Consider the following 25,104-nt stretch of genomic DNA (forward strand, 5'->3'; position numbering starts at 1 on the left):
TCATTCGCTACGTTCAAAGTTGCGCGTTTTAACGATAGGAACTACGAACCGGAGCTTTTGACGTTACCGGGACGCATGCTTTTTGGCGCATGCTGGTCTCCTTTTGTTTGAATTTTTCTTCAAGTCATTGCAAACTTCGCGCCAACCAACGCGCCAAAGCTAAGTGACTGATTTATTGCGGTTTATTGATGCGATTGGCCGACGCCGCCCACGTTTCCGTGCGAAAATTCAGAATCGGGTGCCTGCCTATTCTGGATACTCGCCAAACCAGGCGGAATCCTTCTCCGGCTATTGTTGCGATCCCGGAACAATTTGGGATCAACAGCCAGTGTTCCTCATTGTTTTCCGAGCAAACAGTTTCTGCTTTCACGAAAAAAGCCCTTGATCTGCAAGGGCCTCTTTTTCATGCAGGTTCACACGACGTCATGTAAAAACGGCCGAAAACCCTTGCTGGGTGCGGCCGTAGGCGAATCAATCAACCGCTTAAGCAGTCCCTTACTGTCGCCAGCAAGGGCTTGGTCGTCTGCAAGAGCGAACGCCGCTTGACGTGACTATCCGGGAATTGGCTGCCTGGCCCCATCAAGTACGACGTGAACGTGACACAGCATGAGTAGTGCTTGCCAGCGTCTCGACTGGCTCTGGTGTAGCCGCTTCGTCATTCCCTGCCGATTAGCCGGAACAACTGGAGTTTTACGTGATCGAAGCGGATTCCCTCTAGTTAGGGGATAATGCGCGCCCGGTTTCACTTTGAAGCGCAACTAGAGTTGCCAGGTCCCGGACATGTCGAGAACGTTTTTGAAAGTAAGCATTTTGAAATCAACTAGAAGCAAACGCTGGAATGGCAACTTTGACACCCTGCCAGTAGATTACCTAAAAGGCGTCATGGCAAAAATGCTTGACTATGGCGATCGCATGCAATTTTCGCTAGCCAGCGCTGGACCGCAACCGAGCTATCAGGTCATGAACACGCTTGGCAAACAGATGGCATTCGACAGAAATCACCACTTGCTGCACCCGCAGGCTGATGAGTTTGTTGGCGCCAATGCCAGCGCGGTCCTTACGCTGGATCAGATCAAGGCCGCCATCGCTGGTGTTCGCGTCAGTTCCGCAACCGGATCGCGCACTGCTCGTGTAGTGAGCGCAGGCAGCGGCACCAGTCGCACCACTGCGGCCAAGCTAACTGATCAGTGCGCTGCCCAGCGCTATGAATACTTCAGGAACAATCGGCAGTCACTACCACCCGCCATTTCCGAACACTCAAATGAGATCGCCGAACTGATGAAGAAAGGAAAGTCCGTCGAAGAAGCATTTGGCGAGGTTGTTCAAAAGTATTTTTAATTGGTGGTCAGGCGCGCCGTCGACTTGAACCGGCCGAACGCGATGCGGACCAATTGCGCTGGCATCGTGCACGCCGGCGCGGTTCCTCATTTGCGCTGATACATTCCGACCAGCTCCGTGTGCGCCAGCACGTGCCCTTGCATCGCATGCTCCAGTTGCGCCTTGGTCGGCTTGCCGAGATCGGGCAGCATCACGTCCAGCGCGTAGAGCTTGTGAAAATAACGATGGCGTCCGATTGGTGGGCAAGGGCCGCCGTAGCCGGTGCGCTTCCAGTCGTTCGTGCCTTCGCGCGTGCCAGCGGGCAAAACCTGCGCGCTTTGCGGCAGGCCGTCGGCGCCGAGTGGAATGTTGTAAAGCACCCAATGCACCCAGGTCCGCTGCGGCGCGGCCGGATCTGGCGCGTCGGGGTCATCGACGATCAGCGCCAGGCTTCGGGCGTTTGGCGGAACGCCGGACCAGGATAGCGGCGGCGACACATCGTTGCCGTCGCAGGTATGGATCGCCGGAATGTCGCTGCCGGCGTGAAACGAGCTTGATGTCAGTATCAGAGTCATCGCATCCCTGTTGCCTTTCGTTTGCGCGAACGCTCCCGCTGCGAGTCCCAACAGAATGCATGCCAACCGCACCCGCATTGTTTGCATCCGAATCTTCTCCATTCGCCTTTCATCATTAGCACCGCAGCGCTATTATGAAATGGCATTTTGTCATCGGTGTGTTCAACGCATGAGGTCGTCGATCGCAATCCACAGGCAGGCCAGAATCGACGTGCCTGTCCGCCCTGACCTTCCGTGCTGGTAGGATCAGGCGAACGTCCGTTCGCGAGCGTGTGCAGCCATTGCATATTTGCGGATTGTTTTGGTGATTCTGCTGTCTCAGGAAGACTGACGCCCGATCATAGGCTCGAACATGCAACAAAGCCCCGCCCCCCAGCATGGACAAGAAGGCGTTGTCCCCGCAGCTGACGCTGAAATTCGGTTCGCGACGCTGCTTTACCGCTTTCTATTTTTCGACTGGCTGTTTGCTGATATGACCAAGGCGACGAACCTGTTCGAGCGCCGCGCCGCGTGGCAACACAATAGGAGCATGCGCAGACATCTGCCACTCTATTTGCGACGTTGGTCGGTGCTTACCGCCCTTGATTTTGGACTTGGCACCGTGTTCGAGCATTCGTTGGAAATCAGGTTGGTGGCTGCTTGGTTTTTCACTTGGTCCTGCGTTACGCTCACCGGGATGGTGCTCGCAGCAGTGCTGTGGGTTTTACTATCCAACCCGGAAATGCCGTAAATATTGGCACTTGCCGGCGCCTCAAATGAGGGCAACCCTGGTTCAGGTGTTAATCAGTTGCCAATTATTTCCATCTGTCAGCGTTGTGGGTCAACGCGCTATCAACGCCCTGCCACAGTAAAACTGATTTGGCTCGTTGGTGATATGTCTAGGCTGCAGGTCGGGTGCGAATTTTGCGTTTGGCGGGCACAAGCTTTGGCACTTTCACAGCATCCGGCGGTGTTTCCAGAGACCCGGTTAACTTGCGCGCCAGGCCAATGACCCGCTGTGGATCAACACCCAGCGTGTCGATCAGGAACTCGATGATTTCCGAGCGCAGATTGTGGCATTGGATCGGGCTCGCACGGACAGCCATGCGGAGGCCTCACTTGGGCAGTGGTGGTATGGGGATCGAACCCGGGAAGACATAGGCTTGCAGCATAGCGATCACACCGATCACTGCGGCGCCGGCGATCGAGTACCAGAATACCTTGCGGAAAATTGGTCCAAGCGCGTGCGCGCGTTCGTGCGGATCGTCGTAACATGCGGCGCAGGCCACCATGATGGACTGCGCGTCGATCATCTTGCCCATGACGCCGCCCGTTGAGTTGGTCGCCACAATCAGAATCTCGTTCAGATGCAGCTGTTGCGCCGTGATTCGCTGCAGGCTGCCGAACAAGGCGTTGGACGCCGTGTCCGACCCGGTGAGGAAGACGCCCAGCCAGCCCAGATACGCGGCAAAGAATGGATACAGCACGCCCGCGCCGGTGAATGCCAGACCCAAGACCGCGTCCGTGCCCGAGTAGCGGGTAAGAAACCCGAGTCCCAGCACCAGGGCGATGACCACAACGGGCGTCGCCATGCGGCGTCCGGTGCGAACCACGGCGTCTTTCCACTGCGTCGCGCTCAACTTGAGAACCAGACCGGACAGTATCGCGGCAACGAACACGCCGGTCCCCGCGGCCGACAGCCAGTTGATGACGAAGCGCGCCGCCTCGGGCTTAGCGCTGGCCGAGACCACCGGTGGGGTACGCTGTACCAGGTTGTGCAGCGCCGGCATATCCCATGCCGGCAGGGACAGCGTACCCGTAAACGGCGAGCCCAGCAGCGTGGTCTTGAATGTGACGCCGGCGAACAGCGTATTCAGATAGCTCTTCCATGCGGGCATGCCCCATACCGCGCAGCAGATGATCAGGATGGTCCACGGCAACCAGGCGTAGATTGTTTCCCCAACGCTATACGAGTACTTCCAGGTGCTGCGGTCAGTCGTAACGGCCGCAGCCTTGCCGGCTTTCGCGAGCGCCTCGCGCTCCGTTTTCAGTAGAAAACGGGTCTTCGGATGCCAGACAAAACGCAGGAACAAAGCCGTGCAGATGACGGAGAAAACGCCCGACACGACGTCCGTCATCAGGTGGAATTGATTGGTGCTCGAGGCGAAATACTGCATCAGCGCGAACGACCCGCCCGCGCACAGCGTAGCTGGCCACACCTCGAACACCTCCTTCCAGGTGCCCTCCTCCATCTTCACGAAGACAGCGACCAGCCAGAATGGCACCAGCAGGGATACCCAGGGTAACTGATGACCTGCCATGGCGGAGAGCGTGACCTGGTCCAGGCCGCTCACGGAAGCCAGCACGACAATGGGTGTGCCGATCGCCCCCCAGGCGACCGGAGCGGTGTTGGCGAGGAGATTGAGCACGGCGGACTGGAAGGGTTTGAATCCCAGGCCCACCATCACGGCGCCGGCGATGGCCACCGGCGTGCCGAAGCCCGAGGTTCCCTCGATGATCGCGCCGAAAGAAAAAGCGATTAGCACACACTGGAGTCGCCGGTCGAACGAGATCTGAATAATCGATTCCTTCACGATCTCGAATTTCCCGCTGATCACGGTCATCGTGTAGAGGAACATCGCGCCCAGAATGATCCATATGATCCCCAGGAATCCTGAGAGTGTGCCCAGCGCGAAAGCCGACGCGGCCGAAACAAGCGGCATCTTGAAGGCGACGCAGGAGACCAGGAAGGCGGCGAACACACCGCACAATGCCGCGTAAGGAGCGGAGATGCCCAGACGCATCGTTCCCTGGACATCGCGATGTGGATGCAGGGCAATGAAGTACAACAGAACGACAATGGGAACCGCTGCTATCAAAGTGGAAAGGAACACGTTCCCCATCGGATCGTAACTTTGATAGTACATAAGTCCTCCTGCTGACGGAACTACGGGGCGGTTCTTTCCTGGCAAACGCGGTCTGTGTTCTTGTCTCCTGACGGCGCTCTGGTCCAGAACGCCTGGTGCTTATTTGCGTATATGCGCGCAGTAAGCCTTCACTGCGCCCAACGCGTATGAATGCGATTCACGGTCGTTGTGTTAGGCATCCAAACCGGATTTCCCGACCATTTGACTATCATATTTGACTATCATTCTTGTTCATTACTTTGTACCTGTCAATCGCTGTCGCGTTTCTTGGAAAATCCTTGGAGGACCGCTTTTGGCCCAACCTCGGCATTGGCGCATGTCGCAATTCGACCGTTCCATTAAGGGCGACCTCTCCTTACATGAATACGCCGGAATTAGTTTCCGCCTAGAATGAAGCTCTCGCTCCGCCGCAAGTCGTGTGAATCGAATGAATCGCACGAACCGCGTGAACCGTGCCATGCCGCGGGGCCGTAGCATCATTCATCATCACGATCCATGAAGCATCCAGAAATAGCGCGACTCGAAGCCCTCCGGCGTGCGGGCGAACACATAGGTCTTCGCCTGGCCATCCGCGTTCATGCTGAATCTCGACATCAGCGCAGGGTCTGGCCGGCAGGCAGGCATGCACGTATTCGACGCGAGTTAGAGGGATCATCGGTTGAAACCCCTCGAAAAGGTCAAAACAGTCCAAGTGCAACTCATTTACTATCTGTAACACCCCATGCGCCTGCTAAGTAATGGCATTTTTGCGTATGAACTGGGACGGTTTCGGTCATGCGTCCCCGTTTGTGTATGAAAGTAAGCTAAATGGATTTCTAATGCTGGCCATCATTCGTACTCTGTTTTCGAACAGGATGGGCTACACCTCTATTTCGGCTAACTTTACCTTTTCGAGGGGTTGGGCCAGATTAGCCAGTTTTGTGCCGCGCCGAAGCAGCGTGGTCATTTCATCCGCAGGCAATGGGCGGCTGAAATAGTATCCCTGTATCGCGTCGCACCCGTTCGCATGCAGAAAATCAAGTTGTTCCGCCGTCTCCACGCCTTCGGCGACAGTTTTAAGACCAAGCGCTTTTGCCAGTGCGATGATGGCGAGGGTAATCGATGCCGCCTCCGGCTTTTTGGCAAGACCAGAAATGAAAGACTGATCGATCTTGATGATATCGATCGCAAATCGCGTCAGGTAACTCAGGCTCGAAAAGCCGGTGCCAAAATCGTCTATCGACAGCCCGACCCCGATCGCTTTCAGGTGACCCAGGATCTGAATCGTGGCTTCGGAGTCGTTCATCAACATGCTTTCAGTCAGCTCCAGTTCGAGATAAGCGGCGTCCAGGCCTGTGCCGTCGAGAACCGACTGCACCAACTGCGGCATGTTTTTCTGCTGGAACTGCCGCCCCGAGACGTTGACTGCCACGGTCAGCCGATACCCCGCCCGATGCCAGGCGCTAGTCTGCGCACACGCCGTTTTCAGCACCCATTCTCCGATCGGGATGATCAGCCCGGTTTCCTCCGCCAACTGAATGAAGCGTAAGGGCGCTACGGAACCGAGTTCCGGATGATGCCAGCGGATCAGCGCTTCGACGCTTTTAACACGCCCGCTTTTCAGGTCGATCTGGGGTTGGTAGTGCAGCTCGAATTCATTGTTTTCCAGTGCGTGATGCAGCGCATGTTCAAGTTCCATTCTTTCCACTGCTTTGGACCCCATCTCCAGCGTATAGCACTGGAAACAGTTACGACCCTGGTCCTTGGCGCGGTACATCGCGACGTCGGCATGCTTGAGCAGCGCGTCAGCTTCATCGTCGTCTTCAGGATAGACGCTCACGCCGATGCTAGTGGTCACGTGCAGTTCGCGTCCATCCACCGACAATGGCTGCAAAAATGCGTTCAGTATTTTCAGGGCCACACGGGCAGCGTTTTCATACTCACTAATGCCCGCTAAAATGATGACGAACTCGTCGCCACCGAGTCGCGCGACGGTATCTCTCTCGCGCAGGACTGATTTGAGCCTGGCGGCGAACTCCTTGAGCAAGCTGTCTCCGAACGCGTGGCCGAAGCTGTCATTGATATGTTTAAAGCGGTCTATATCCAGAAACAGCAGTCCCAGCTTGCCTTGCGCACGGCGTTCCTGGATCAATGATTGTTCCAGGCGGTTCATGAACAGGTTGCGGTTCGGCAGCCCGGTCAGCGAATCGAAATTCGCCAGGTATTCGATGCGCTCGTCGCGCAGCCTGCGCTCGGAAATATCGGTCGCCACCCCATCCAGCCGGAGCGGGTTTCCATGCTCATCGCGAACCATCCTTGCGTGGTCTTCGAGCCAGCGCACCTCGCCATCCGGACGGACAATGCGATATTGTAGCGCCAATGATTCTGCGGCTAATACTTGCGCCAGCCATTGCATTACCCGCGTGCGGTCGTCCGGATGCACGATGCTGGTCCACAAAGTCCGGTCCGCAGTAAACTCAGCCACCGACCGGCCATAAATGATGTGCGCGGCCGGGTTCATGTACAGCAGCTCATGCGCGGCGGAGATGGACCATACCACCATCGGGATGGAGTCAAGGATGCCCGACAATTTTTCTTCGACCTGCCGCAGCTGGCCTACGCGTTGCTTGAGGTTCCAGTTGGCATTGGTCAGTTCGTGCCGCGCCTGGCGCAGACCTTCGCGGGCGCCATCCAGGCCAGTAGCCGCATTTGCAACTTCACATTGCAGCAAATTGAAACTGGCGGCCATGGCGCCGACTTCGTCCCGCGAGCGGGCGCGCACCGGCGTGATCGAAACGCTGGCATGGGCGGCGTCGAGATCACCGCGCCCAAGCGCCCGCATCGCACGCGAAAACTCCGCCAGGGTGCCGCTGGCAAGCTGTTTTGCGGCATCGGAAATCTCGACCGCTGAATGGGCGATCATGCCGGGCAGTACGAGTCCGACGCTGATGGTCAGCATCGCCACCGCGACGAAAATATCCGACAGTGCCGTCATCAGGGCGCCTTGCTGATGCGGAATGTTGCTGACCGCCAGAAGATAGCCGGCCCCGTCCAAGACCATCACCAGTATCATCGCGCCGGTCAACTTCAGGTGCAGCGTCTGCGCGATGCCCGGCAGCCCGCAAAGGCGCCGATCCGCATACCTGCGCCACGCGTACAGCAGCGAGCCGGAATAGGCGAACGCCAAACCGATCAGCACGGTAGGCAATCCGAACTGCTCAAATCCCAGCAACGCAGAAACCGCCCACATGATGGCCGCAGCGAATCCGAGAGAAATAGTGCCGCGCGGCGCGCGATAGGGGCGCGGCATCTCGGGTGCATTACGTCGCAGCAGCCAGACGGCGACGCTGGGCAGCGCAATACCGATCAGGTAAGTGAAATTGGCGGCTGCAATCAGCCAGATGGGATCGCCTATCAGCAGGAACAGGATCGCCATTGCCGCCGTCAGCAGCGTGGCGATCCAGGGTGTGTCAGTGCGCGAGCGCCGGGCGAGGATGCGCGGCAACAATCCGTCTTCCGACAATTGGGACAGGGTGCGCGAGGCACCGGCGAGCGGCTGCAAGGTGCCGGAAAACATGCTGAACATCATGAACCAGATCGCGATTGCCTTGCCGGCAGTGCCGAACAGAGGTGCAAAAGTCGGTCCAAGCACCAGCGCCAGATCCTTGCCCATCGCATCCTCACCGAGCGTTCCGAGCCAGACGAGCGGCACCACAATGAAAAAAACACCTGCCAATAAAGCGCTGGCGAGCATAGCGCGCGGCAAGGTCTTATTAGGATCGACCATCTCGCCGACATGACAGGCCGCCGCCTCGAACGCGGGTGCGGCGAATCCGATCAGATAGAGTCCTGCCATGAGACTGGTCAATTCGCCGAACCAGCCCGGAAACGGTGTGGTCAGATGAAAGCTGGTGGCCTGTTGCCAGTCGATCTGTCCGGCCAGGATCGGCGCCAGTCCTGAGATGAATGCCAGCAGCGCGGACAAGCTGGCAATCGGAATCGCAAGCCGGCTCACCCACTTGATGCCGCACAGGCTGACGGAGGCAAAAAATACCACCAGCGACACCGCCATCGCATTGACCGGGACGTCAGGCAGATACCATTCGTGGATTGCCGATGCCGACAAAATGGCGGTCAGCCCGCAGGTGGGGACCCATCCCCACCAATAGCAGACGCCGGTCAGGTTGGCGAGTACCGGGCTGTACGGACGAAAAGCCTCGGCGCAACTTGCAGAAATGCCGCCTACCCGGTTCGGATACATCAATACCAGTTCAATCCAGCCGGGCGCAGCCGCCCAGGCGAGCAACAGGCCGGCGATCAGCAGCGGTACTGTCGCGCTGCCTTGTCCGGGGATGGCGCCTTGTCCGATGAAGAGCGCGGACAGCAGGAACAGGCTCTGGTTGCTGCCGCCCATCGCGAGTGCCGTTGCGCCGAGCCAGCCGATTGTTCGAGGGTGCGATTGAGGTTGGGGACGCTGATAATCAGGACTCTGCATGGCGGGGTTTTTTTAATAAGGCGTTTGCGCGCCTGTTCCCCGATTTTGTTATTGCCAATGGCGGCGCGGAGTGAATAAACATCCAGCGGAAACAGGTGCGTCCCGTGGGGAACTGCAGGACGTCAGCCAAATTACAAGCTAGCACGCAAGTCTTCAATAGGCAATGAAATACGGCGCTTGTTGTTTTCGCTGACGGTTGCGGACGACGCACCAAAAATGGCCGTCCAGCTTGGAAATACCAGCAGTTCAAGCAGGTAGATGCCAATACAGAGTGCCGCCCACACCGGGGCGCGCCGCCTTGCACTGCGCGGCTTTCGCTCGATCCCCATCGTCTCGTTACGGATGCTTTCCATCCTCTCCATTTTCTTGTTGTGGCCGACGCTTAGCTGCGCTTATTGCTGCCATAAAAGTAACATAGCCGCGAACGACGAACCTTGATTCCGTATGCAATGCCTTGTGCTGCCAGCAACTTCGGCAGCGGCATACTTGTCAAACTTTTCTGTTTCAGAGTCCCGAACCCGGTGATTTCATCTGTGGGGTTCAGAGGACGTTGCGCCCCTCTTGACTGACCGTTTCTGGCCGAACCTCGACATTGGCGCATGTCGCAATTCGACCGTTCCATTCAGCGCGACCTTTCCTTACATGAATACGCCGGGATTAGTTTCCGCCTAGAATGAAGCTCTCGCTCCGCCGCAAGTCGTGTGAATCGGAATGAATCGCACGAACCGCGTGAACCGTGCCATGCCGCGGGGCCGTAGCATCATTTCTCATCACGATCCATGAAGCATCCAGACGAATCCGCGACCACTCTGAACCCGCCGATACCTGTGATCGCAGTCCCTTTGCTATCGCTGGCGGCATTTGGCAGCGGCATATCGCTGCGTGTCACGGACCCGTTGCTGCCGCAGTTGTCGCAGGAATTCGGGGTAACGCTCGGCGATGCGTCGCTTGTCGTTACGGCGTTCTCGGTGGCATACGGCCTTTCGCAACTGTTCTTCGGGCCACTCGGCGACCGCTATGGAAAATATTTCATCGTCGCCTGCGCGGCGTTCGCCTGCGCGGTCACGGCGACGTTCTGTGCGCTGGCGACCGGCTTTTCCTCACTGCTCGCCGCACGCCTGCTGGCAGGCGCCACCGCGGCCGCGATCATCCCGCTGTCGATGGCATGGATCGGCGACGTGATTCCTTATAAGCAGCGGCAGCCGGTGCTGGCGCGCTTTTTGATCGGGCAAATTCTCGGCTTGTCGACTGGCGTGCTGATCGGTGGGCTGGCGGCCGATGCGCAGCAATGGCGGCTGCCGTTCTTCATGGTGGCAGTGATTTTTGCCGTGGTCGGGGCCGGGCTGCTTTCATTGAATCGGCGGCTGCCGGACCACGCAAAGCGCGTACGCAAGGTGGAGGGGGCGGCGATCCGTCACATGCTGGCGGAATTCCGGCAAATCGCGGTATTGCCTTGGGCGCGCCTGGTACTCGCGACGGTGTTTCTCGAAGGCGCATTCCTGTATGGCCCCTTCGCTTTTATCGCGACCCATCTGCACCGCGTCCACCGCATGTCGCTCACTTCCGCGGGTGCGCTCATCATGCTGTTCGGGTTCGGCGGATTTGCGTTTGCAATCGCATCGTCGACGCTGGTGCGCCGGCTTGGCGAGACCGGGTTGTCGCAATGGGGAGGAATTTTTCTTGCTTTATCGCTGGTGGCGATCGGCGTGGCGCCCGCGTGGTGGTGGGCAATTCCGGGCTGCTTCATGGCCGGTCTCGGCTTTTACATGTTGCACAACACCTTACAGATCAACGCCACGCAGATGGCACCGGAACGCCGGGGCGCGGCGGTATCGGCGTTCGCGTCCTGTTTTTTTCTTGGACAATCGGTCGGCGTCGGCATCGCCGGCAGACTGGTGGAGCGCGTTGGCACCGCCAACATCATGCTGATCGGCGCGATCGGCGTGCTGGCGGTCGCGATCCGTTTCAGCCGGCGCTTGCGCGTGAAGCCGGAAGTCCTGTAGGCCTTCCTCATGCCCTCCTCACCATATCAATCAACGGCGTCAATACATTGGCGGCGCCGGAATTGATCCAGGCACTGCGCACCAGCGCCGTGCCCATGAATGCAGACGCTCAGACATGCGGACACTCAGGCGACAGCAGGAAAAAGCCGCATGCGACGTCTTGGCGCCCAGCCCCCAATTAGCCGTCCGTTGTCACCCTCGAACTGCGTCAATCGCGAATCACGGAAGCCGACCCAAACCTGCCGCTCGTGAGTTGGAACTGCGTAAGGGTTTAAATTTAGAAATGGTGCGTTATCATTCCCCCATGCGCCCAACTTCCTACCTGTACTTAAAACCCAGCGACTGGAGCGGGGCATTCATGCGCACGGTAGCCAGCTGGTGGTATATGGTTCATTTCGGTGCCATCGCGCTGGTGATGGCATTCTCGCCTTCCACCTATAACCGGGCCAACCGGGGTGCGACGTCCAGATATATTTACACCAGCACCTGGCAGGTTTTGCCCTGGTTCACGCTGCTCTCCGCGCTGGTCAGTCTGGTGTTGATTCGCATTGTAGTGGTCACCGCCTTAAGCTACGGCCTGTCGCAATACGCGCTGGAGATGGTGGTGCGCGTGCTGGTATTGGAACTGATTCCGCTCTCGGCCGCGCTGTTCGTGGCGCTGCGCTCCGGGCTGGCTTTCAATGCAGGAGCCGCGCCGCCTTTAACACCTGTCGCCTCGCAAAGTTTGCGATCTGTGGACGCCGACCAACTGCGCCGCGATCTCGTGCCGCAGGTGATTGCGAGCGCCTTCGCGGTACTGAGCCTGGCCATGGTGAGCAGTGTGCTGGTGCTGGTGCTGGCCTATGTCAGCGTCTATGGGATGTCGCCCTGGGGCCTGGTCGATTACACGCGCACCGTGGGCCGTGTGTTCGACCCCGCCGTCACCATAGGTTTTGCCCTTAAGACAATACTCTTTGGCCTGGCGGTGGCCGTCATCCCGATGGCCGCAATCCTTGAAACCGCCCGGCGAGTGATCAACATGTCATCCACCGTCCAACCCGGTGCCATTCGTCTGCTTTCCGTGCTGGTATTGATTGAGGCCGGATCGCTGGCAGTGAAGTACATCTAAATCAGGCAACTCACAATCCATGGAACCCCAGTCCGATACCCCGCCCATCGCTCACGTTGAATTCAAGGCTATCGTACTGCTGGTCTTGATTACCACCTTGGTGTGTGGCTTCCTGCTGTATGTGATGTACGCGCGTGGCGTGTTCGAGAGCACCCAGCGGCTGGTGCTGGTGGCGGACGACTCCGAAGGCGTTCTGGTTGGCATGGACCTGACATTCTCGGGATTTCCGATTGGCCGGGTGCAACGCATCGAACTTGCCCCAGACGGCAAGGCCCGCATTTTGATTGACGTACCGCGCAAAGATGCGCACTGGCTGCGCACCTCCAGCGTCTTCACGATGGAGCGCGGCATGGTGGGCGAGACCCATATCCGTGCGTTTACCGGACTGTTCACCGACCCGCCTTTGCCCGAGGATTCGGTGCGAACGGTGCTACGCGGTGACACCAGCGCAGAAATTCCACACCTGGTAGCCGCCGCCCGCACACTGCTGGACAACCTCGGAACCATGACGGGGACCGATTCAAGCCTCAACACCAGTCTGGGGAATATGCAAACAGCGACCGCTCGTCTCAGCGGCCGCTATGGGCTGCTGGGCGGGGCGCTGGGCAGCGACGACAACGCCAGGAAGCTCATCACCACATTGGACAGCGCCAACGCGTTGCTGGCCAAGGCCGACCAACGCGTCTTTGGCCAGCGCGGCGTGATGGACGATGCGCAAGCCACCATTATTCAGCTCAACGCCGTGCTGGGAGATGCCCGCGCAAGCCTCAAGAAAGTGGATGCTGTGCTGGCCGAGGCACAAGCGGTGGGTGCCAACGCCCGCATGGCCACCAACGACCTGGGCGTGCTGCGCGCCGAGGTGGACGCCAGTTTGCGTAAAGTGACCAACCTGGTGGAGGAGATCAACCGTAAGTGGCCCTTCGCCCGCGATACGGAGCTCAAACTACCATGAAAGCGCCTTCAACTCGTCTGCTGGCCTTGCTCGCCGTGCTGCTGGCCGGCTGTCGCAGCACCCCGCTGCCGCCCGACTGGCAGACCAATGCGCACAGCGCCCTCAAGAGCTTTTCATCGGCCTACCTGAGTGGCAACACACGCGCAGCCGAGCTCGAGTTTGCCCGCGCCCGCAGCGAAATCGCCAGCACCGGTCGTGGCGATCTGGTTGCCCGCGCCGAGCTGGTGCGATGCGCCACACGCGTGGCCAGCCTGGAGTTTGACAACTGCGCCGGCTTTCAGGCATTGGCTCAGGACGCCAGCGCCAGCGAACGCAGCTATGCGGCTTATCTCACAGGGCACTGGCAGGGCCTGAACCCGGCCCTGCTACCCGCGCAGCATCGCGCGCTGCTCACAGCGGCCGGGACCACCCGTGACAAGAGCCTGGTCAACAGCATCGAAGACCCGCTGTCGCGCCTCGTGGCGGCAGGCGTGCTGCTGCAAAACGGCCGGCTAACGCCAGCCGATATCGTGGCCGCCACTGAAACCGCCTCGGCCCAAGGGTGGCGCCGGCCACTGCTGGCCTGGCTTGGGGTGCAGGCACAACGCGCGCAAGAGGCAGGCGATCGCGACGCCTCGGCGCGTGTTCAGCGCCGCATCGAGCTGGTGTCGAAATCGCTCGAATAGCTTAGCTGGCCACCATATTGGGGCGTTCGGTTGGTGCCCGATGGCAGGGCACATTCCTGACGCCTCTTGCGCAGCAATTCCTTACCTAACGGAATCCTGCAGCTTGTTTACTCGGTTATCGCCGCCTGACCCATAGTTCGACACCGTCGCCCCAGCCTCAGTCACATTTCACCAGAGCGCGCATCTGCTCGCGAGCGACCGAAGAGGGGCGCATAACACTGAGAGAGATGCGCTTTATCACAACCACTCAGAACGGCGGGCGTCAAGAACGAACGTAACAAGTCAAGAAGAGTTCGCGACGATATTGCGCGAGCAGTTTGGAATTGTGATGGCGAGCTGATGCCAAGAAGCTCTTTCCATACACGCCGAGTGTTGGCCCACCAAGAAGTCCGTATTACAAATGGGACTTACGCAAAATGTGCAATTTCGTAGGATGGGTGCAACCCATCATTGAGCTCCAAAGGAGAAAGATGGGTTTTACCCATCCTACTTTCTTGCTCGTTTGCGTAAGTCCTGACAAAAAACAAACGGAAATGAAAAACGGCTCACATCGATGTGAGCCGTTTCTGCTTGGTGGACCCGGATAATTCCGGCGTGAGCTACTGGGCGAGAGCAACCGGCTCCGCACTGTCCCAGCCGCCGCCCAGCGCCCGTATCAGGCCGACCGATGCCAGCGCACGCTGACCGATGCTTTGGCTTTTAGCGCGCTCGGCAGAAAGGCTTGAGCGTTGCGCATCCATCACTTCGAAGTAGCTGGTGGAACCATTCCGATAGCGCGAATCTGCCAGACGGGCGGCCAGTTGCGCCGAACTCGCCGCGGCTTCCTGGAAGCGAATCTGGTTGTCGAGCGTGCGCAGCGCGCTCAGATTGTCTTCTACGTCCCGGAAGCCAAGCAATACCTGTTGGCGGTAATTGGCGACCAGGGATTCGTAGTTGGCATCGGCTTTCGCCAGATTCTGCTTATTGCGGCCGCCATCCAGCAAGGGCAGGTTAAGCATGGTACCGACCAGCGGTCCCAGCAGCCAGCTGCGGCTCGACCATTGGAACAGGTTGTGCAAGGCGTCTGACTCGTAACCGGCCGACCCCGTCAACACCAGACTAGGGAAGAAGGCCGCTTTGGCGGCCCCGATGCGTGCGCTTGCGGCGGCCAGCTGACGCTGCGCCTGCGCGATATCCGGGCGCCGCTCCAGCAGGTCCGAAGGCAAACCGGGCGGTACGCTCACAGTCACCGCTTGCAACGGTGCCGTTGCAAGGGTGAACTGGGCTGGCGCTTTACCCAGCAAAATGGCCAAAGCGTGATCGCGCTGCGAGCGGTTGCGTTGGACACCCTCTTCTTCCGCTTGGGTCACCGCCAGTTCCGTCCTGGCCTGTGCCACGTCCAGCTCGCTGGTGTCGCCGGCGTCAAAGCGACGCTGAGTCAGACGCAATGCATCCTGCCGCAGCTTGATGGTCTGTTGCAACACATCGAGTTCTGAATCGAGCGAACGGATCGCGAAATACTGTTGCGCCACGTCGGCCTGCAATGCCAGCAGCACCGAGCGATAAGCCGCCTCTTGTCCCTGCGCGTCCAGCGCCGCAGCGCGGCTGTTGTCGGACAGGCGGCCAAACAGGTCGACTTCATACGACGCGTTGACTTGGGCGCGCCACTGGGTCGAGCTTGATGTCGCGTTACCCTGGCGGGTTGGCCCAGCGCCTGCGCTCAGCTGAAAGGCGCGGTCGGCATCGGCCAGGCCGGCAGTGGCGCGCGCTTCCTTGACACGCGCCATCGCCATGACCAAGGTGGGACTCGACTGCGTTGCCGCAGTAATCAGATTGTTTAGTTCAGCATCGCCGAAGACCGACCACCAGACACCGCGATCGGCGTCATCGGCCGGATGAGCGAGCTTCCATGCGCCCTCCGATTCGCGATACTGGGCCGGCAGATCGAGCTTCACCTGCTCCGGCGGCTTGGTGGTGGAGCAGCCCGCAAGTATCAAGGCTGCAACCAGTGTGGTTAGCGATAAATTGAAAGTTTTCATGCTCAAACTCCATCTGTGCGCGCAATGCTTGCTGCGGCTGGCAATGCTGTCGGACCAGCCGCGGCGTGGCCGGCAGGTTCTACAGGACGCTTCTTGTTACTCCACCTGGTGGCGAGTGTGCGCAACAGCACATAGAAAATCGGGGTCAGGAACAGGCCGAAAGCGGTCACTCCGATCATCCCCGAGAACACGGCCACACCCATCGCATGACGCATCTCGGCGCCGGCACCACTGGAAATAATCAGCGGCACCACCCCTGCGATGAAGGCGATCGAGGTCATCAGGATCGGACGCAGCCGCAGCCGGGCAGCTTCGATTGCGGCTTCGACGATGCCACGTCCCTGATGTTCCAGTTCCCGTGCAAACTCGACAATCAGGATCGCGTTCTTGCACGCCAGGCCGACCAATACCACCAGACTGATTTGGGTAAAGATATTGTTATCGCCACCGGTCAGCCAGACGCCGGTAATCGCCGACAAGATGCCCATCGGTACGATCAGCAGTACCGCCAGCGGCAGTGCCAGACTTTCGTATTGCGCCGCCAGCACGAAGAACACCAACAGCATGGATAGCGGCAAGATGAAGAACAGGGTGTCGCCGGCGATCTTGTCCTGATAGGTAATTTCAGTCCATTCGTAGCCGATGCCACGCGGCAGGGTTGCAGCAGCAATCCGTTCTACCGCTGCTTGCGCTTGGCCTGAGCTGTAGCCCGGCGCCGGCCCGCCGTTGACGTCGGCCGAACGGTAGGCGTTGTAGCGCATGGCCTGATCCGGACCGTAACTCTGCGAAATCTTAAGCAGTGTGGACAGCGGGACCATTTCACCTTTATCGTTGCGCGCCTTGAGCAAACCGATATCTTCGGCATGGGCACGGAACGGCGCATCGGCCTGGACCCGGACCTGGAAGGTACGACCGAACTTGTTGAAGTCGTTGACGTACAGCGAGCCCAGATAGATTTGCAAGGTGTCGAACACGGCAGGGATCGAGACGCCCAGTTGTTGTGCGCGGATACGGTCGACGTCTGCATACAATTGCGGCACGTTGATCTGGAAGCTGGAAAACATGCCGGCCAGTTCCGGTGCTTGCCGGGCCTTGGCCATGAAGGCCTGCAGTGCGTCATTGAGTGCCTCGTTGCCTAATGCGCCACGGTCCTGGAGCTGCAGCTTGAAGCCGCCGATGGTGCCCAGCCCTTGGACCGGCGGCGGTGGGAACATCGCAATGAAGGCACCCTGAATGCCGGAAAATTTTTGATTCAGTTGCTGCGCAATGGCGGCACCGCTGAGGTCCTTGCCCTTGCGTTCGTCGAAGGGTTTCAGCGTGGTGAACACGATGCCGGAGTTCGGGCTGTTGACGAAGCCGTTGATCGACAGGCCGGGGAAGGCGACGGCCGACTCGACACCTGGCTGTTTCAACGCGATCTCGGACATCTGACGGATCACGTCTTCCGTGCGATCCAGCGATGCCGCATCCGGCAGTTGCGCGAAGCCGACCAGGTATTGCTTGTCTTGCCCTGGAATGAAGCCGGTCGGCACGGTATGAAACAGCAGCATGGTGGCGCCGATCAGTACCCCATACACAGCGAGCGCAGCGGTCTTACGTTTGAGCACCGATGTCACCCCAGTGCCGTAGGATTCCGAACTGCGATGGAAGACGCGGTTGAAGCGCACAAAGAACCAGCCGAACAAACGGTCGATCAAGCGCTGAAAGCCGTCCTTCTCGGCGCCGTGGCTCTTCAACAGCAACGCCGCCAGCGCCGGCGATAAAGTCAACGAGTTGAAGGCGGAAATGACGGTTGAAATCGCGATCGTCAGGGCAAACTGTTTAAAGAATTGCCCGGTCAGGCCGCTGACGAAGGCCAGTGGCACGAATACCGCACACAGTGTCAGCGCAATCGCAACGATCGGACCCGAGACTTCGCGCATGGCCTTATAGGTAGCGTCTTTGGCGGAGAGACCGTGTTCGATGTTGCGTTCGACATTTTCCACCACCACGATCGCATCATCGACCACGATTCCGATCGCCAGTACCAGACCGAACAGGCTGAGCGCATTGATCGAAAAGCCCAGCCCCATCATGACGGCAAAGGTGCCGATGACGGAAACCGGTACCGCCAGCAGCGGGATGATCGAGGCGCGCCAGGTTTGCAGGAAAATGATGACGACGATGACGACCAGCAGAATGGCTTCCAGCAGGGTGTGGATCACCGCCTCGATCGAGGCGCGCACGAACTGCGTCGGGTCGTAGACGATCTTGTAGTCGACGCCTTCCGGCATGTCCTTTTTCAGCTCGGCCATGGTGCGATGCACGTTGTCGGAGATTTCCAGTGCATTCGAACCGGGGGCCTGGAAAATCGGAATCGCGACCGCCTGCTTGTTGTCAAGCAACGAGCGCAGCGAATATTCGCTGGCGCCGAGTTCGATCCGCGCGACATCCTTCAGATAGGTCACGACACCGTCGGACGAGGTGCGAATGACAATGTTGCCGAACTCTTCTTCGGATACCAGGCGCCCGCGTGCATTGACCGATATTTGATACTCCACGCCAGGCACCGATGGCGATGCGCCGATCACGCCGGCGGCGACGTTGACGTTTTGCTGACGGATCGCGGTCACGATGTCGCTGGCGGCGAGCCCGCGTTCGGCGACCTTGCGCGGGTCGAGCCAGATCCGCATCGAATAGTCGCCGGAACCAAACAATTGCACCGAACCGACGCCGGGCAGCCGCGCCAGGCTGTCCTTCACATTCAATACCGCATAGTTACGCAGATAGGCCATGTCGTAACGGTCGTTGGGCGACATCAAGTGCACCACCATGGTCAGATTGGGGGAACTCTTGACCGTGGTCACCCCCAGGCGCTGGACCACATCCGGCAATCTTGGCAGGGCCTGGTTGACGCGGTTCTGCACCAGTTGCTGGGCCTGATCGGGCGAAGTGCCGAGCTTGAACGTGACGGTCAGTGTCATCAGGCCATCCGAAGTTGCCTGCGACGACATATACAGCATGCCTTCGACACCGTTAATTTGTTCCTCGATCGGGGTGGCGACCGTCTCCGCGATGGTTTGCGGATTGGCGCCGGGGAAGTTGGCTTTGACGACCACTGAAGGGGGAATCACTTCCGGGTATTCGGAAATGGGCAAGTTCAGCATGGCGATCAATCCGCCGATCAAAATGATCGCAGATAGCACGCCCGCAAAAATCGGGCGGTCGATAAAAAATTTGGAAATGTTCATGGTGTTGAGGCCTGCTGGATGTTTGACATCGAATATGAATGACGCGACGGCTATTTAGCGCTGGCCACGACCAGTGGTTTGGCCGCATCCATGGCAACCGTCACCGGCGTCACGACATCGTTGGGGCGAATCCGCTGCAGGCCATTGACGACGATGCGCTCGTCCTTCTTCAGACCGGAACGGACGATCCGCATGCCGTCGACGACGGGACCGAGCACGACCGCGCGGTAGGTCACTTTGTTGTCGCTGCCGAGCACCATGACGTACTTTTTACTTTGATCGGTACCAACCGCCTTATCGTCGATCAGTAGCGCCAATTCCGGGGCCGAGCCGCCGGTGCGGACCCGCGCATACATGCCGGGAGTGAGGATGCCCTTGGCATTATCGAACACAGCGCGCACGCGCATCGTGCCGGAAGTGGTGTCGAGCCGGTTGTCGAATGACTTGATGTGACCTTGATGCGGATATCCTTCTTCGCTGGCCAGTCCTATTGAAACCGGCAGCAGGCTGATGCCGGAGTTGCCGGCAGCGCCGTTCGCGGCGTAGCGGATATAGGTTTGTTCGTCGACTTCGAAATTCACGTAGACCGGCGATACTGAGACCACGGTAGTCAGGGCCGGCGCGGCCACGCCGGCGCCAACCAGATTGCCGACAGTGATTTCGGCGCGCGAAACACGACCGCTGACCGGCGCCGTGATCGCGGTGTATTGCAGGTTCAGGCGGGCCGTCAGCACGGCGGCTTCAGCGGCCTTGAGGCTGGCGTCGGCTTCTTGCAAGGCGTTATTGCGTTGATCCAGTTCGCGTTGCGCGACGGCGTGTTCCTCGATCAGGCGGCGGCTGCGGTCAAGTTCGGTTTTGGACAACAGCAGGCGCGCCTGGGCCCCGGCTTGGGTGGCATTGGCGCGGGCCAGTTCAGCTTGATACGGGCGAGGGTCGATGGTGAACAGCAGATCGCCTTTTTTCACCAATTGGCCTTCCTGAAAATGCACGGCGTCGATGGTGCCGGCTACGCGCGGACGTATCTCAACGCGTTCGATCGCTTCCACCCGTCCGGAAAAATCATCCCATTCGGTGACCGATTTCTCCACTACCGCGGCTACTGATACCGAGGCCGGCGCGGGTGCCGCGGCAGCCGGTTTGGCGGCCCGGCTAGTCAGCGTGAAGGTGCCGGCGACACCGATGCCGAGAATTGCAACGGCGATGACGATTGCCTTGCGGGTAAATACTGATGTGGTGGTTTTCATGGGAGATCCTTGTCTGTTGATCGCGGCGACCGAAGCCGAACGATGGGTTTTTATAGGGAATCGGCGGCAAACTGGGCGATGGTGTCGGCGACCACGGCAAAGCGCGGACAGCGCTGATCAAGCAGGACGCCGCCGGCCGCCTCAAGGCGACGTACCTGGACCGGAACGCCGGCGGCGATCAGTTTTGCGGCGTATTGTTCGGCTTCGTCGCGTAGCGGGTCGAGCTCCGCCGTGATGATCAGCGTTGGCGCCAGTCCGGCCAGGCGTCTGGAGTGCAGCGGCGCCGCATACGGATGCATCGCATCACTGACAGCCGGCAGGTAGTCGGCCCAAGCTTGCCGACATGGGCAATCAGCCGCAGCGCGCATCGAGAGCGTGCTCTGGTTGGGGTCTAGCATCGGGGTGATCAGAATCTGGCCTTTGAGCTTGCCGCTGGTGCCGGTAGGCAGGCCGCGATCGCGCGCCATCATGGCGAGCGCTGCTGCAAGATTGCCGCCGGCCTGATCGCCCGCGACCAGAATGCGGGCGGCGTCCGCACCGAGTTCTGCGGCATGAGCCCATGCCCATTGCAGCGCCTCGAAGGCAACTTCCACAGTCACCGGGAAATGGGTTTTTGGCGCCAGCGGATAGTCGACGCAGACCACCACAGCGCCATCTGCCAGGGCTTGCGCGATGTTTTCCGCATCTTCCACTGTGCCGCTATTAAACAGGCCGCCATGAAAATACACGACGAGCGGCGCGGATGCTGCTGCGACCTTAGCGGCTCTTTTGCCAAACACGCGCAGCGCGATCTCAGCGGCGCCCGAGGATGGGCGAAAAGCTGCATGCGATGCTGCGGTGGAACCGGCTGGTAACTGATGCATGATTTAATCCTGCGTGTTTAGTGGTTGCCTGCAATGACGATCTGGCCCAAGTTGCCCAATGCCGCCGTGGCGCCGGCCGATATCGCGCCGCCGGTTAACGCGCCCTGGTAAATCAGTTCAGGCAGCGGCGTGATTTGTAATGCGGCGATCAAACCGCCAGCAGCAGTCGCGATGGCTGCGTTTGCGGCAAGGCGGTGGAAATTGGTTTTCATTCGGATCTCCTTCATACAACAATGGAACGTCGAGATCAGTATATGTATCCAATGGATAAAGATAAATTGGGTAAATCTGAAATCACTGTATTGATTTATTGGATAATAGAATTCAGGAACTGGCGACGGCACCGGCGTTTTCGCGCCACGCCGAGCAGTGCTGGCAAGTTGGCGGTAGGCGGCCAGTCGCGACTTACCTGATCCTGCAAATGAAGATCTACCCGCGCTCAACCGCCGCTGGAATCGGGTAGATGCGCGTAAATGTTGTAAAAAGACTGGAAGAACGTTGATCAATTCAACGAAGTTGCACGGAATTCAGGGGGCGTGCGGCTTGCTGTTTATGGACGTCGCCGATGCTGTGGCGCATCCAGTCGACCATCAATGTCCCCGTCGCAATTTAGCCGCAAATACGAACCAGCACTGCTTGTTTGGCACGCCGCCGGAGCGCCATGCGCTCGCGCGGTGGGCACCTTGGAGATGGTTAAGTTGTCAATTTTCCAGACTGCACTGATGGTGCGACGCCCTAACTCAAGTTCGAGGATTTTGCGGCATTGGCTGCCAGCCGTTTGTTCTTTTCCGCCAGAGTACTAATCAAACCATCGATTCCAGCCTTGTTGATTTCGCTCGTAAAAGTGCCTTTGTAAGTCTCGATCAGCCATACACCCATGATATTGACGTCATAAATTTTCCAGCCGGAGGGCTGTTTCTGGAGACGGTAGGAAAGCTGAATCGGTTCGCCGCGCGGTTGAACGACCGTGGAACGAACTTCCACGGCAGTATCCTGCGCATCGGCGCGCATCGATTTGAACTCGAGCCGCTGGCCCTTGATCTGCGACATGGCGCCCGAATAGGTGTGCACCAGCAAGGCGCGGAATTCATTGGTCAGTTGTTTCTGCTGCTCGGCGCTCGAATCACGCCAATGCGGGCCGGCCGCAAGAGCGGTCATGCGCTGAAAATCGACATAAGGAGCTATCTGGGCTTCCACCACGGCCAACATGCGCTTTTGGTTGCCTTTTTGAACTTCCTTGTCGGTCCTGGCAATCTCCAATACCTCTTGACTGATGCGCTTGACCAGCGCATCAGGCGCTTCTTGCGCCGAGACATAATTGGTAAATCCAAAAGTGCCTAACGTGACAATCACTAGAAGTAATTTATCCAAGATTTTCATATTTTTCCTGATGTTGCGATGAGCACGCTCCGCGCCGCTCGCGTCGAATACACAGGCCAACAGACCTTAAGTAAACGAACACGTTTTCCTGCGAACGTGCAGTAGTAGCGCAAGTATAAGAGTCAAGCAAACAAAGATAAATACGCTAAAATTAGAAGCACTGTCTTCGTTTATTGGATAATGCGATGGATCGCTTTGACACCATGCTGGCGTTCACCCGAGTGGTCGAGCTGGCTAGCTTTACAAAATCCGCCGTGTCACTGAATCTGCCAAAGGCCACCGTGTCGGCCCAGGTACTGGCTCTGGAAAAACGCTTGCGCGTGAAATTATTGAACCGGACCACGCGTCATGTCAGCGTGACGCCGGACGGCGCGGCCTACTACGAACGTGCGGTACGCCTGCTCAGCGAGCTGGAAGAAACCGAAGACGCCGTCAGACAAGCAACGACAGCGCCCAAAGGCAGACTGCGGGTGGATGTCCCAGGTTCCATTGGAAGACGCTTCATCGTGCCCGCGTTACCTGATTTTTTTGCACGTTATCCGGAAATCGATCTGGAGGTGGGCTGCACCGACCGCCCGGTCGATCTGTTGCAGGAGGGCGTCGATTGTGTCATCCGCGGCGGCGAGATCCTGGATGACTCTTTGGTCGCGCGACGGCTTGGCAATTATCAATTGTTGACATGCGCCACCCCGGCATACCTGGAAAAATACGGCACGCCCGCGACACTGGCCGACCTGGAGCGGCACGCACTGGTGAATTTCTTTTCTTCAAAGACCGGGAAGATTTTCCACTTTGAATATATGACCGATGGGATCCAAACAACGGTGCGAGGCTTGCGGCGCATCTCTTTGAACGATGCAGATGCGTGTATCGAGGCCGGTCTTGCCGGTCTTGGGATTGTCCAGATGCCGACATTCTTGATGCAGGATTACGTCGCATCAGGGCGCCTCAGGCAGGTGCTGGACCAGTACCCATCCCCGGCCCGGCCATTTTTCGTCTTATACCCACAAAACCGTCATTTGTCGTCCAAGGTAAGGGCCTTTGTCGAATGGGCTGCCGCGCTGTTTGCCAGCTGTGAGTTCCATCAAGCAGAGTCGACGTTGACGCGCTAAAGCGAGCGACAGGGATGTATTTTCTTGCGATCGCGTCGAGGGAATAATTTGCGACAAGCTTGATTGACAAACCTTGGCGTCAGCCCGGCGCCATGTCAAGCTTGCCGGGCCCACCTGCAGGGGCTTACTGAAGGAACTCAATCATCGTCTTGCTCACGAATTGAGGCTGTTCTTCCTGCACGAAGTGGCCGCTGTTCTCGACTTTCACGGCCTTGAAGTTGCTTGCCTTGGCCGACATGATCGCCTTCAGCCACTCGTAACCGGGGCAGCCGATGCCGAGGATAGGCATGTCCAGCTTTTTGTAACCCTTGTCGTCGATCACGTCCTGGGTAAACGCTTGATACCAGGCGTTACCGGCACGGATCGCGTCCGCGGTATTGTAGCCTGGCGATTTGCCGCGCGATCGTCGAGGCCCCATCGCCCCAAGGCGGTGCCGGCTTCGTGTTTTCGCTGCCTCTGGGCAACCCGCCCGTCATGCCCGATCTTGACGCAGACCTTGCAGGACAAACAGATGAATGAATCGGCACCCACCGCGCTGCTTGTCGAAGACGAACCACAAATCCGCCGCTTCGTGCGAACTGCGTTGGAGGATGAGGGTTGGCAAATTTTCGAGGCCGCGACCCTGCAACGGGGTCTGATCGACGCCGGCACGCGCAAGCCCGACCTGATAGTGCTCGACCTCGGTCTGCCCGATGGCGACGGCATCGATTTCATCGGCGACATTCGGAAATGGTCGACCGTACCGGTGATCGTGCTGTCGGCCCGCGTCAACGAAGCCGACAAGATCCGCGCGCTCGACGCCGGCGCGGACGATTACCTGACCAAGCCGTTTGGCGTGGGCGAACTGCTCGCCCGCGTGCGCGCCACATTGCGTCGCCAGCGGCAGCCTGCAACCGACGCAGCCGGTCTCATACAATTCGGGGACGTGACGGTCGACCTGAAGAACCGGCGCGTCACCAAGGCGGGCCAGAACGTACATTTGACACCGACCGAATACCGGCTGCTGTCTGTCATGGTAACCAATGCCGGACGTGTGGTCACCAATCCGCAACTGCTGAGTGCGGTCTGGGGACCCGCGAACGCCGAGAATGGCCACTACCTGCGGATCTACATGGGCCATCTGCGCCACAAACTGGAAGACGATCCCACCCAACCGCGCTATCTGCTGACCGAAACTGCGGTCGGATACCGGCTGTTGCTGCCGGTGTAAGCCAATAGCCATGTGCCACCTGTCGAGGTGCAACGGCCGCTGGAGCC

At 58.8% G+C, this 25,104-nt stretch carries 21 protein-coding genes; 9 read left to right on the top strand and 12 right to left on the bottom strand.

What is annotated here, in order from left to right; genetic code table 11:
* Window positions 1–795 precede the first annotated feature (795 nt).
* Window positions 796–1,338 (top strand): hypothetical protein, encoded by a 543-nt coding sequence (locus tag ACFOFO_RS03570; protein WP_390326303.1) that lies wholly within the window; start codon window positions 796–798, stop codon window positions 1,336–1,338.
* Between the two features lie 86 nt (window positions 1,339–1,424).
* Here the strand turns inward: ACFOFO_RS03570 and ACFOFO_RS03575 are convergent, their stop codons facing one another.
* Window positions 1,425–1,892 (bottom strand): YbhB/YbcL family Raf kinase inhibitor-like protein, encoded by a 468-nt coding sequence (locus ACFOFO_RS03575; RefSeq protein ID WP_390326305.1) that lies wholly within the window; start codon window positions 1,890–1,892, stop codon window positions 1,425–1,427.
* Window positions 1,893–2,244: 352 nt separating this feature from the next.
* On the opposite strand from ACFOFO_RS03575, the gene ACFOFO_RS03580 reads away from it, so the two are divergent.
* The gene (locus ACFOFO_RS03580; protein WP_390326307.1) at window positions 2,245–2,622 is read left to right on the top strand and encodes a hypothetical protein; all 378 of its coding nucleotides are present in this window, start codon (window positions 2,245–2,247) and stop codon (window positions 2,620–2,622) included.
* 148 nt (window positions 2,623–2,770) lie between these two features.
* On the opposite strand, the gene ACFOFO_RS03585 is transcribed toward ACFOFO_RS03580, so the two are convergent.
* The 4 genes from ACFOFO_RS03585 to ACFOFO_RS03600 form a co-directional block, all read right to left on the bottom strand.
* Window positions 2,771–2,977 carry a hypothetical protein gene (locus ACFOFO_RS03585; protein WP_390326309.1) on the bottom strand — a complete coding sequence of 69 codons (207 nt, stop codon included), beginning with the start codon at window positions 2,975–2,977 and terminating at the stop codon, window positions 2,771–2,773.
* Between the two features lie 9 nt (window positions 2,978–2,986).
* Complete coding sequence (locus tag ACFOFO_RS03590; protein WP_390330863.1) at window positions 2,987–4,798, bottom strand: L-lactate permease; 1,812 nt, start codon at window positions 4,796–4,798, stop codon at window positions 2,987–2,989.
* An 859-nt stretch (window positions 4,799–5,657) separates the two neighbouring features.
* Complete coding sequence (locus ACFOFO_RS03595) at window positions 5,658–9,272, bottom strand: amino acid permease (protein ID WP_390330864.1); 3,615 nt, start codon at window positions 9,270–9,272, stop codon at window positions 5,658–5,660.
* 131 nt (window positions 9,273–9,403) lie between these two features.
* Entirely contained in the window at window positions 9,404–9,625 is a 222-nt protein-coding gene (locus tag ACFOFO_RS03600) for a hypothetical protein (protein WP_390326314.1), read from the bottom strand.
* Window positions 9,626–10,051: 426 nt separating this feature from the next.
* Between ACFOFO_RS03600 and ACFOFO_RS03605 the strand changes: the two genes are divergently transcribed.
* The 5 genes from ACFOFO_RS03605 (at window position 10,052) to ACFOFO_RS03625 (ending at window position 14,278) form a co-directional block, all read left to right on the top strand.
* Window positions 10,052–11,275, top strand: a complete 1,224-nt coding sequence (locus ACFOFO_RS03605; protein ID WP_390326317.1) for an MFS transporter — start codon at window positions 10,052–10,054, stop codon at window positions 11,273–11,275.
* Window positions 11,276–11,579: 304 nt separating this feature from the next.
* Window positions 11,580–12,383 carry an MlaE family ABC transporter permease gene (locus tag ACFOFO_RS03610; protein WP_390330866.1) on the top strand — a complete coding sequence of 268 codons (804 nt, stop codon included), beginning with the start codon at window positions 11,580–11,582 and terminating at the stop codon, window positions 12,381–12,383.
* Window positions 12,384–12,402: 19 nt separating this feature from the next.
* Entirely contained in the window at window positions 12,403–13,335 is a 933-nt protein-coding gene (locus tag ACFOFO_RS03615) for an MlaD family protein (RefSeq protein WP_390326322.1), read from the top strand.
* A complete protein-coding gene (locus ACFOFO_RS03620; protein ID WP_390326325.1) occupies window positions 13,332–14,000 on the top strand; it encodes a hypothetical protein in 669 nt (222 codons plus the stop codon). Before ACFOFO_RS03615 ends, ACFOFO_RS03620 begins: the two co-directional genes overlap by 4 nt.
* Before the next feature lie 125 nt (window positions 14,001–14,125).
* Window positions 14,126–14,278: an arylamine N-acetyltransferase gene (locus tag ACFOFO_RS03625; protein WP_390328217.1), complete on the top strand. Its 153-nt coding sequence runs from the start codon at window positions 14,126–14,128 to the stop codon at window positions 14,276–14,278.
* 321 nt (window positions 14,279–14,599) lie between these two features.
* Here the strand turns inward: ACFOFO_RS03625 and ACFOFO_RS03630 are convergent, their stop codons facing one another.
* From ACFOFO_RS03630 to ACFOFO_RS03655, 6 genes are all read right to left on the bottom strand, one after another.
* The gene (locus tag ACFOFO_RS03630) at window positions 14,600–16,018 is read right to left on the bottom strand and encodes an efflux transporter outer membrane subunit (RefSeq protein WP_390326327.1); all 1,419 of its coding nucleotides are present in this window, start codon (window positions 16,016–16,018) and stop codon (window positions 14,600–14,602) included.
* A 2-nt stretch (window positions 16,019–16,020) separates the two neighbouring features.
* Entirely contained in the window at window positions 16,021–19,248 is a 3,228-nt protein-coding gene (locus ACFOFO_RS03635) for an efflux RND transporter permease subunit (protein ID WP_390330868.1), read from the bottom strand.
* Window positions 19,249–19,298: 50 nt separating this feature from the next.
* Entirely contained in the window at window positions 19,299–20,492 is a 1,194-nt protein-coding gene (locus ACFOFO_RS03640) for an efflux RND transporter periplasmic adaptor subunit (RefSeq protein WP_390330870.1), read from the bottom strand.
* A gap of 50 nt (window positions 20,493–20,542) precedes the next feature.
* Window positions 20,543–21,355 (bottom strand): alpha/beta hydrolase, encoded by an 813-nt coding sequence (locus ACFOFO_RS03645; RefSeq protein ID WP_390326333.1) that lies wholly within the window; start codon window positions 21,353–21,355, stop codon window positions 20,543–20,545.
* Between the two features lie 17 nt (window positions 21,356–21,372).
* A complete protein-coding gene (locus tag ACFOFO_RS03650; RefSeq protein WP_390326336.1) occupies window positions 21,373–21,861 on the bottom strand; it encodes a hypothetical protein in 489 nt (162 codons plus the stop codon).
* Between the two features lie 229 nt (window positions 21,862–22,090).
* Window positions 22,091–22,735 carry an MlaC/ttg2D family ABC transporter substrate-binding protein gene (locus ACFOFO_RS03655; protein ID WP_390330872.1) on the bottom strand — a complete coding sequence of 215 codons (645 nt, stop codon included), beginning with the start codon at window positions 22,733–22,735 and terminating at the stop codon, window positions 22,091–22,093.
* A 185-nt stretch (window positions 22,736–22,920) separates the two neighbouring features.
* Here ACFOFO_RS03655 and ACFOFO_RS03660 point away from each other — a divergent pair, with 185 nt between their 5' ends.
* Window positions 22,921–23,847, top strand: coding sequence for a LysR family transcriptional regulator (locus ACFOFO_RS03660; protein ID WP_390330873.1), 927 nt, complete (start codon window positions 22,921–22,923; stop codon window positions 23,845–23,847).
* 124 nt (window positions 23,848–23,971) lie between these two features.
* Here the strand turns inward: ACFOFO_RS03660 and ACFOFO_RS03665 are convergent, their stop codons facing one another.
* Window positions 23,972–24,265 (bottom strand): alpha/beta fold hydrolase, encoded by a 294-nt coding sequence (locus ACFOFO_RS03665; protein ID WP_390326341.1) that lies wholly within the window; start codon window positions 24,263–24,265, stop codon window positions 23,972–23,974.
* A gap of 93 nt (window positions 24,266–24,358) precedes the next feature.
* On the opposite strand from ACFOFO_RS03665, the gene kdpE reads away from it, so the two are divergent.
* A complete protein-coding gene (gene kdpE / locus ACFOFO_RS03670) occupies window positions 24,359–25,057 on the top strand; it encodes a two-component system response regulator KdpE (protein ID WP_390326344.1) in 699 nt (232 codons plus the stop codon).
* The last annotated feature ends 47 nt before the right edge of the window (window positions 25,058–25,104 follow it).

Origin of the sequence: Pseudundibacterium arcticum (assembly GCF_042646465.1) — a bacterium.
In the GTDB taxonomy this organism is placed as follows: domain Bacteria; phylum Pseudomonadota; class Gammaproteobacteria; order Burkholderiales; family Burkholderiaceae_D; genus Undibacterium_A; species Undibacterium_A arcticum.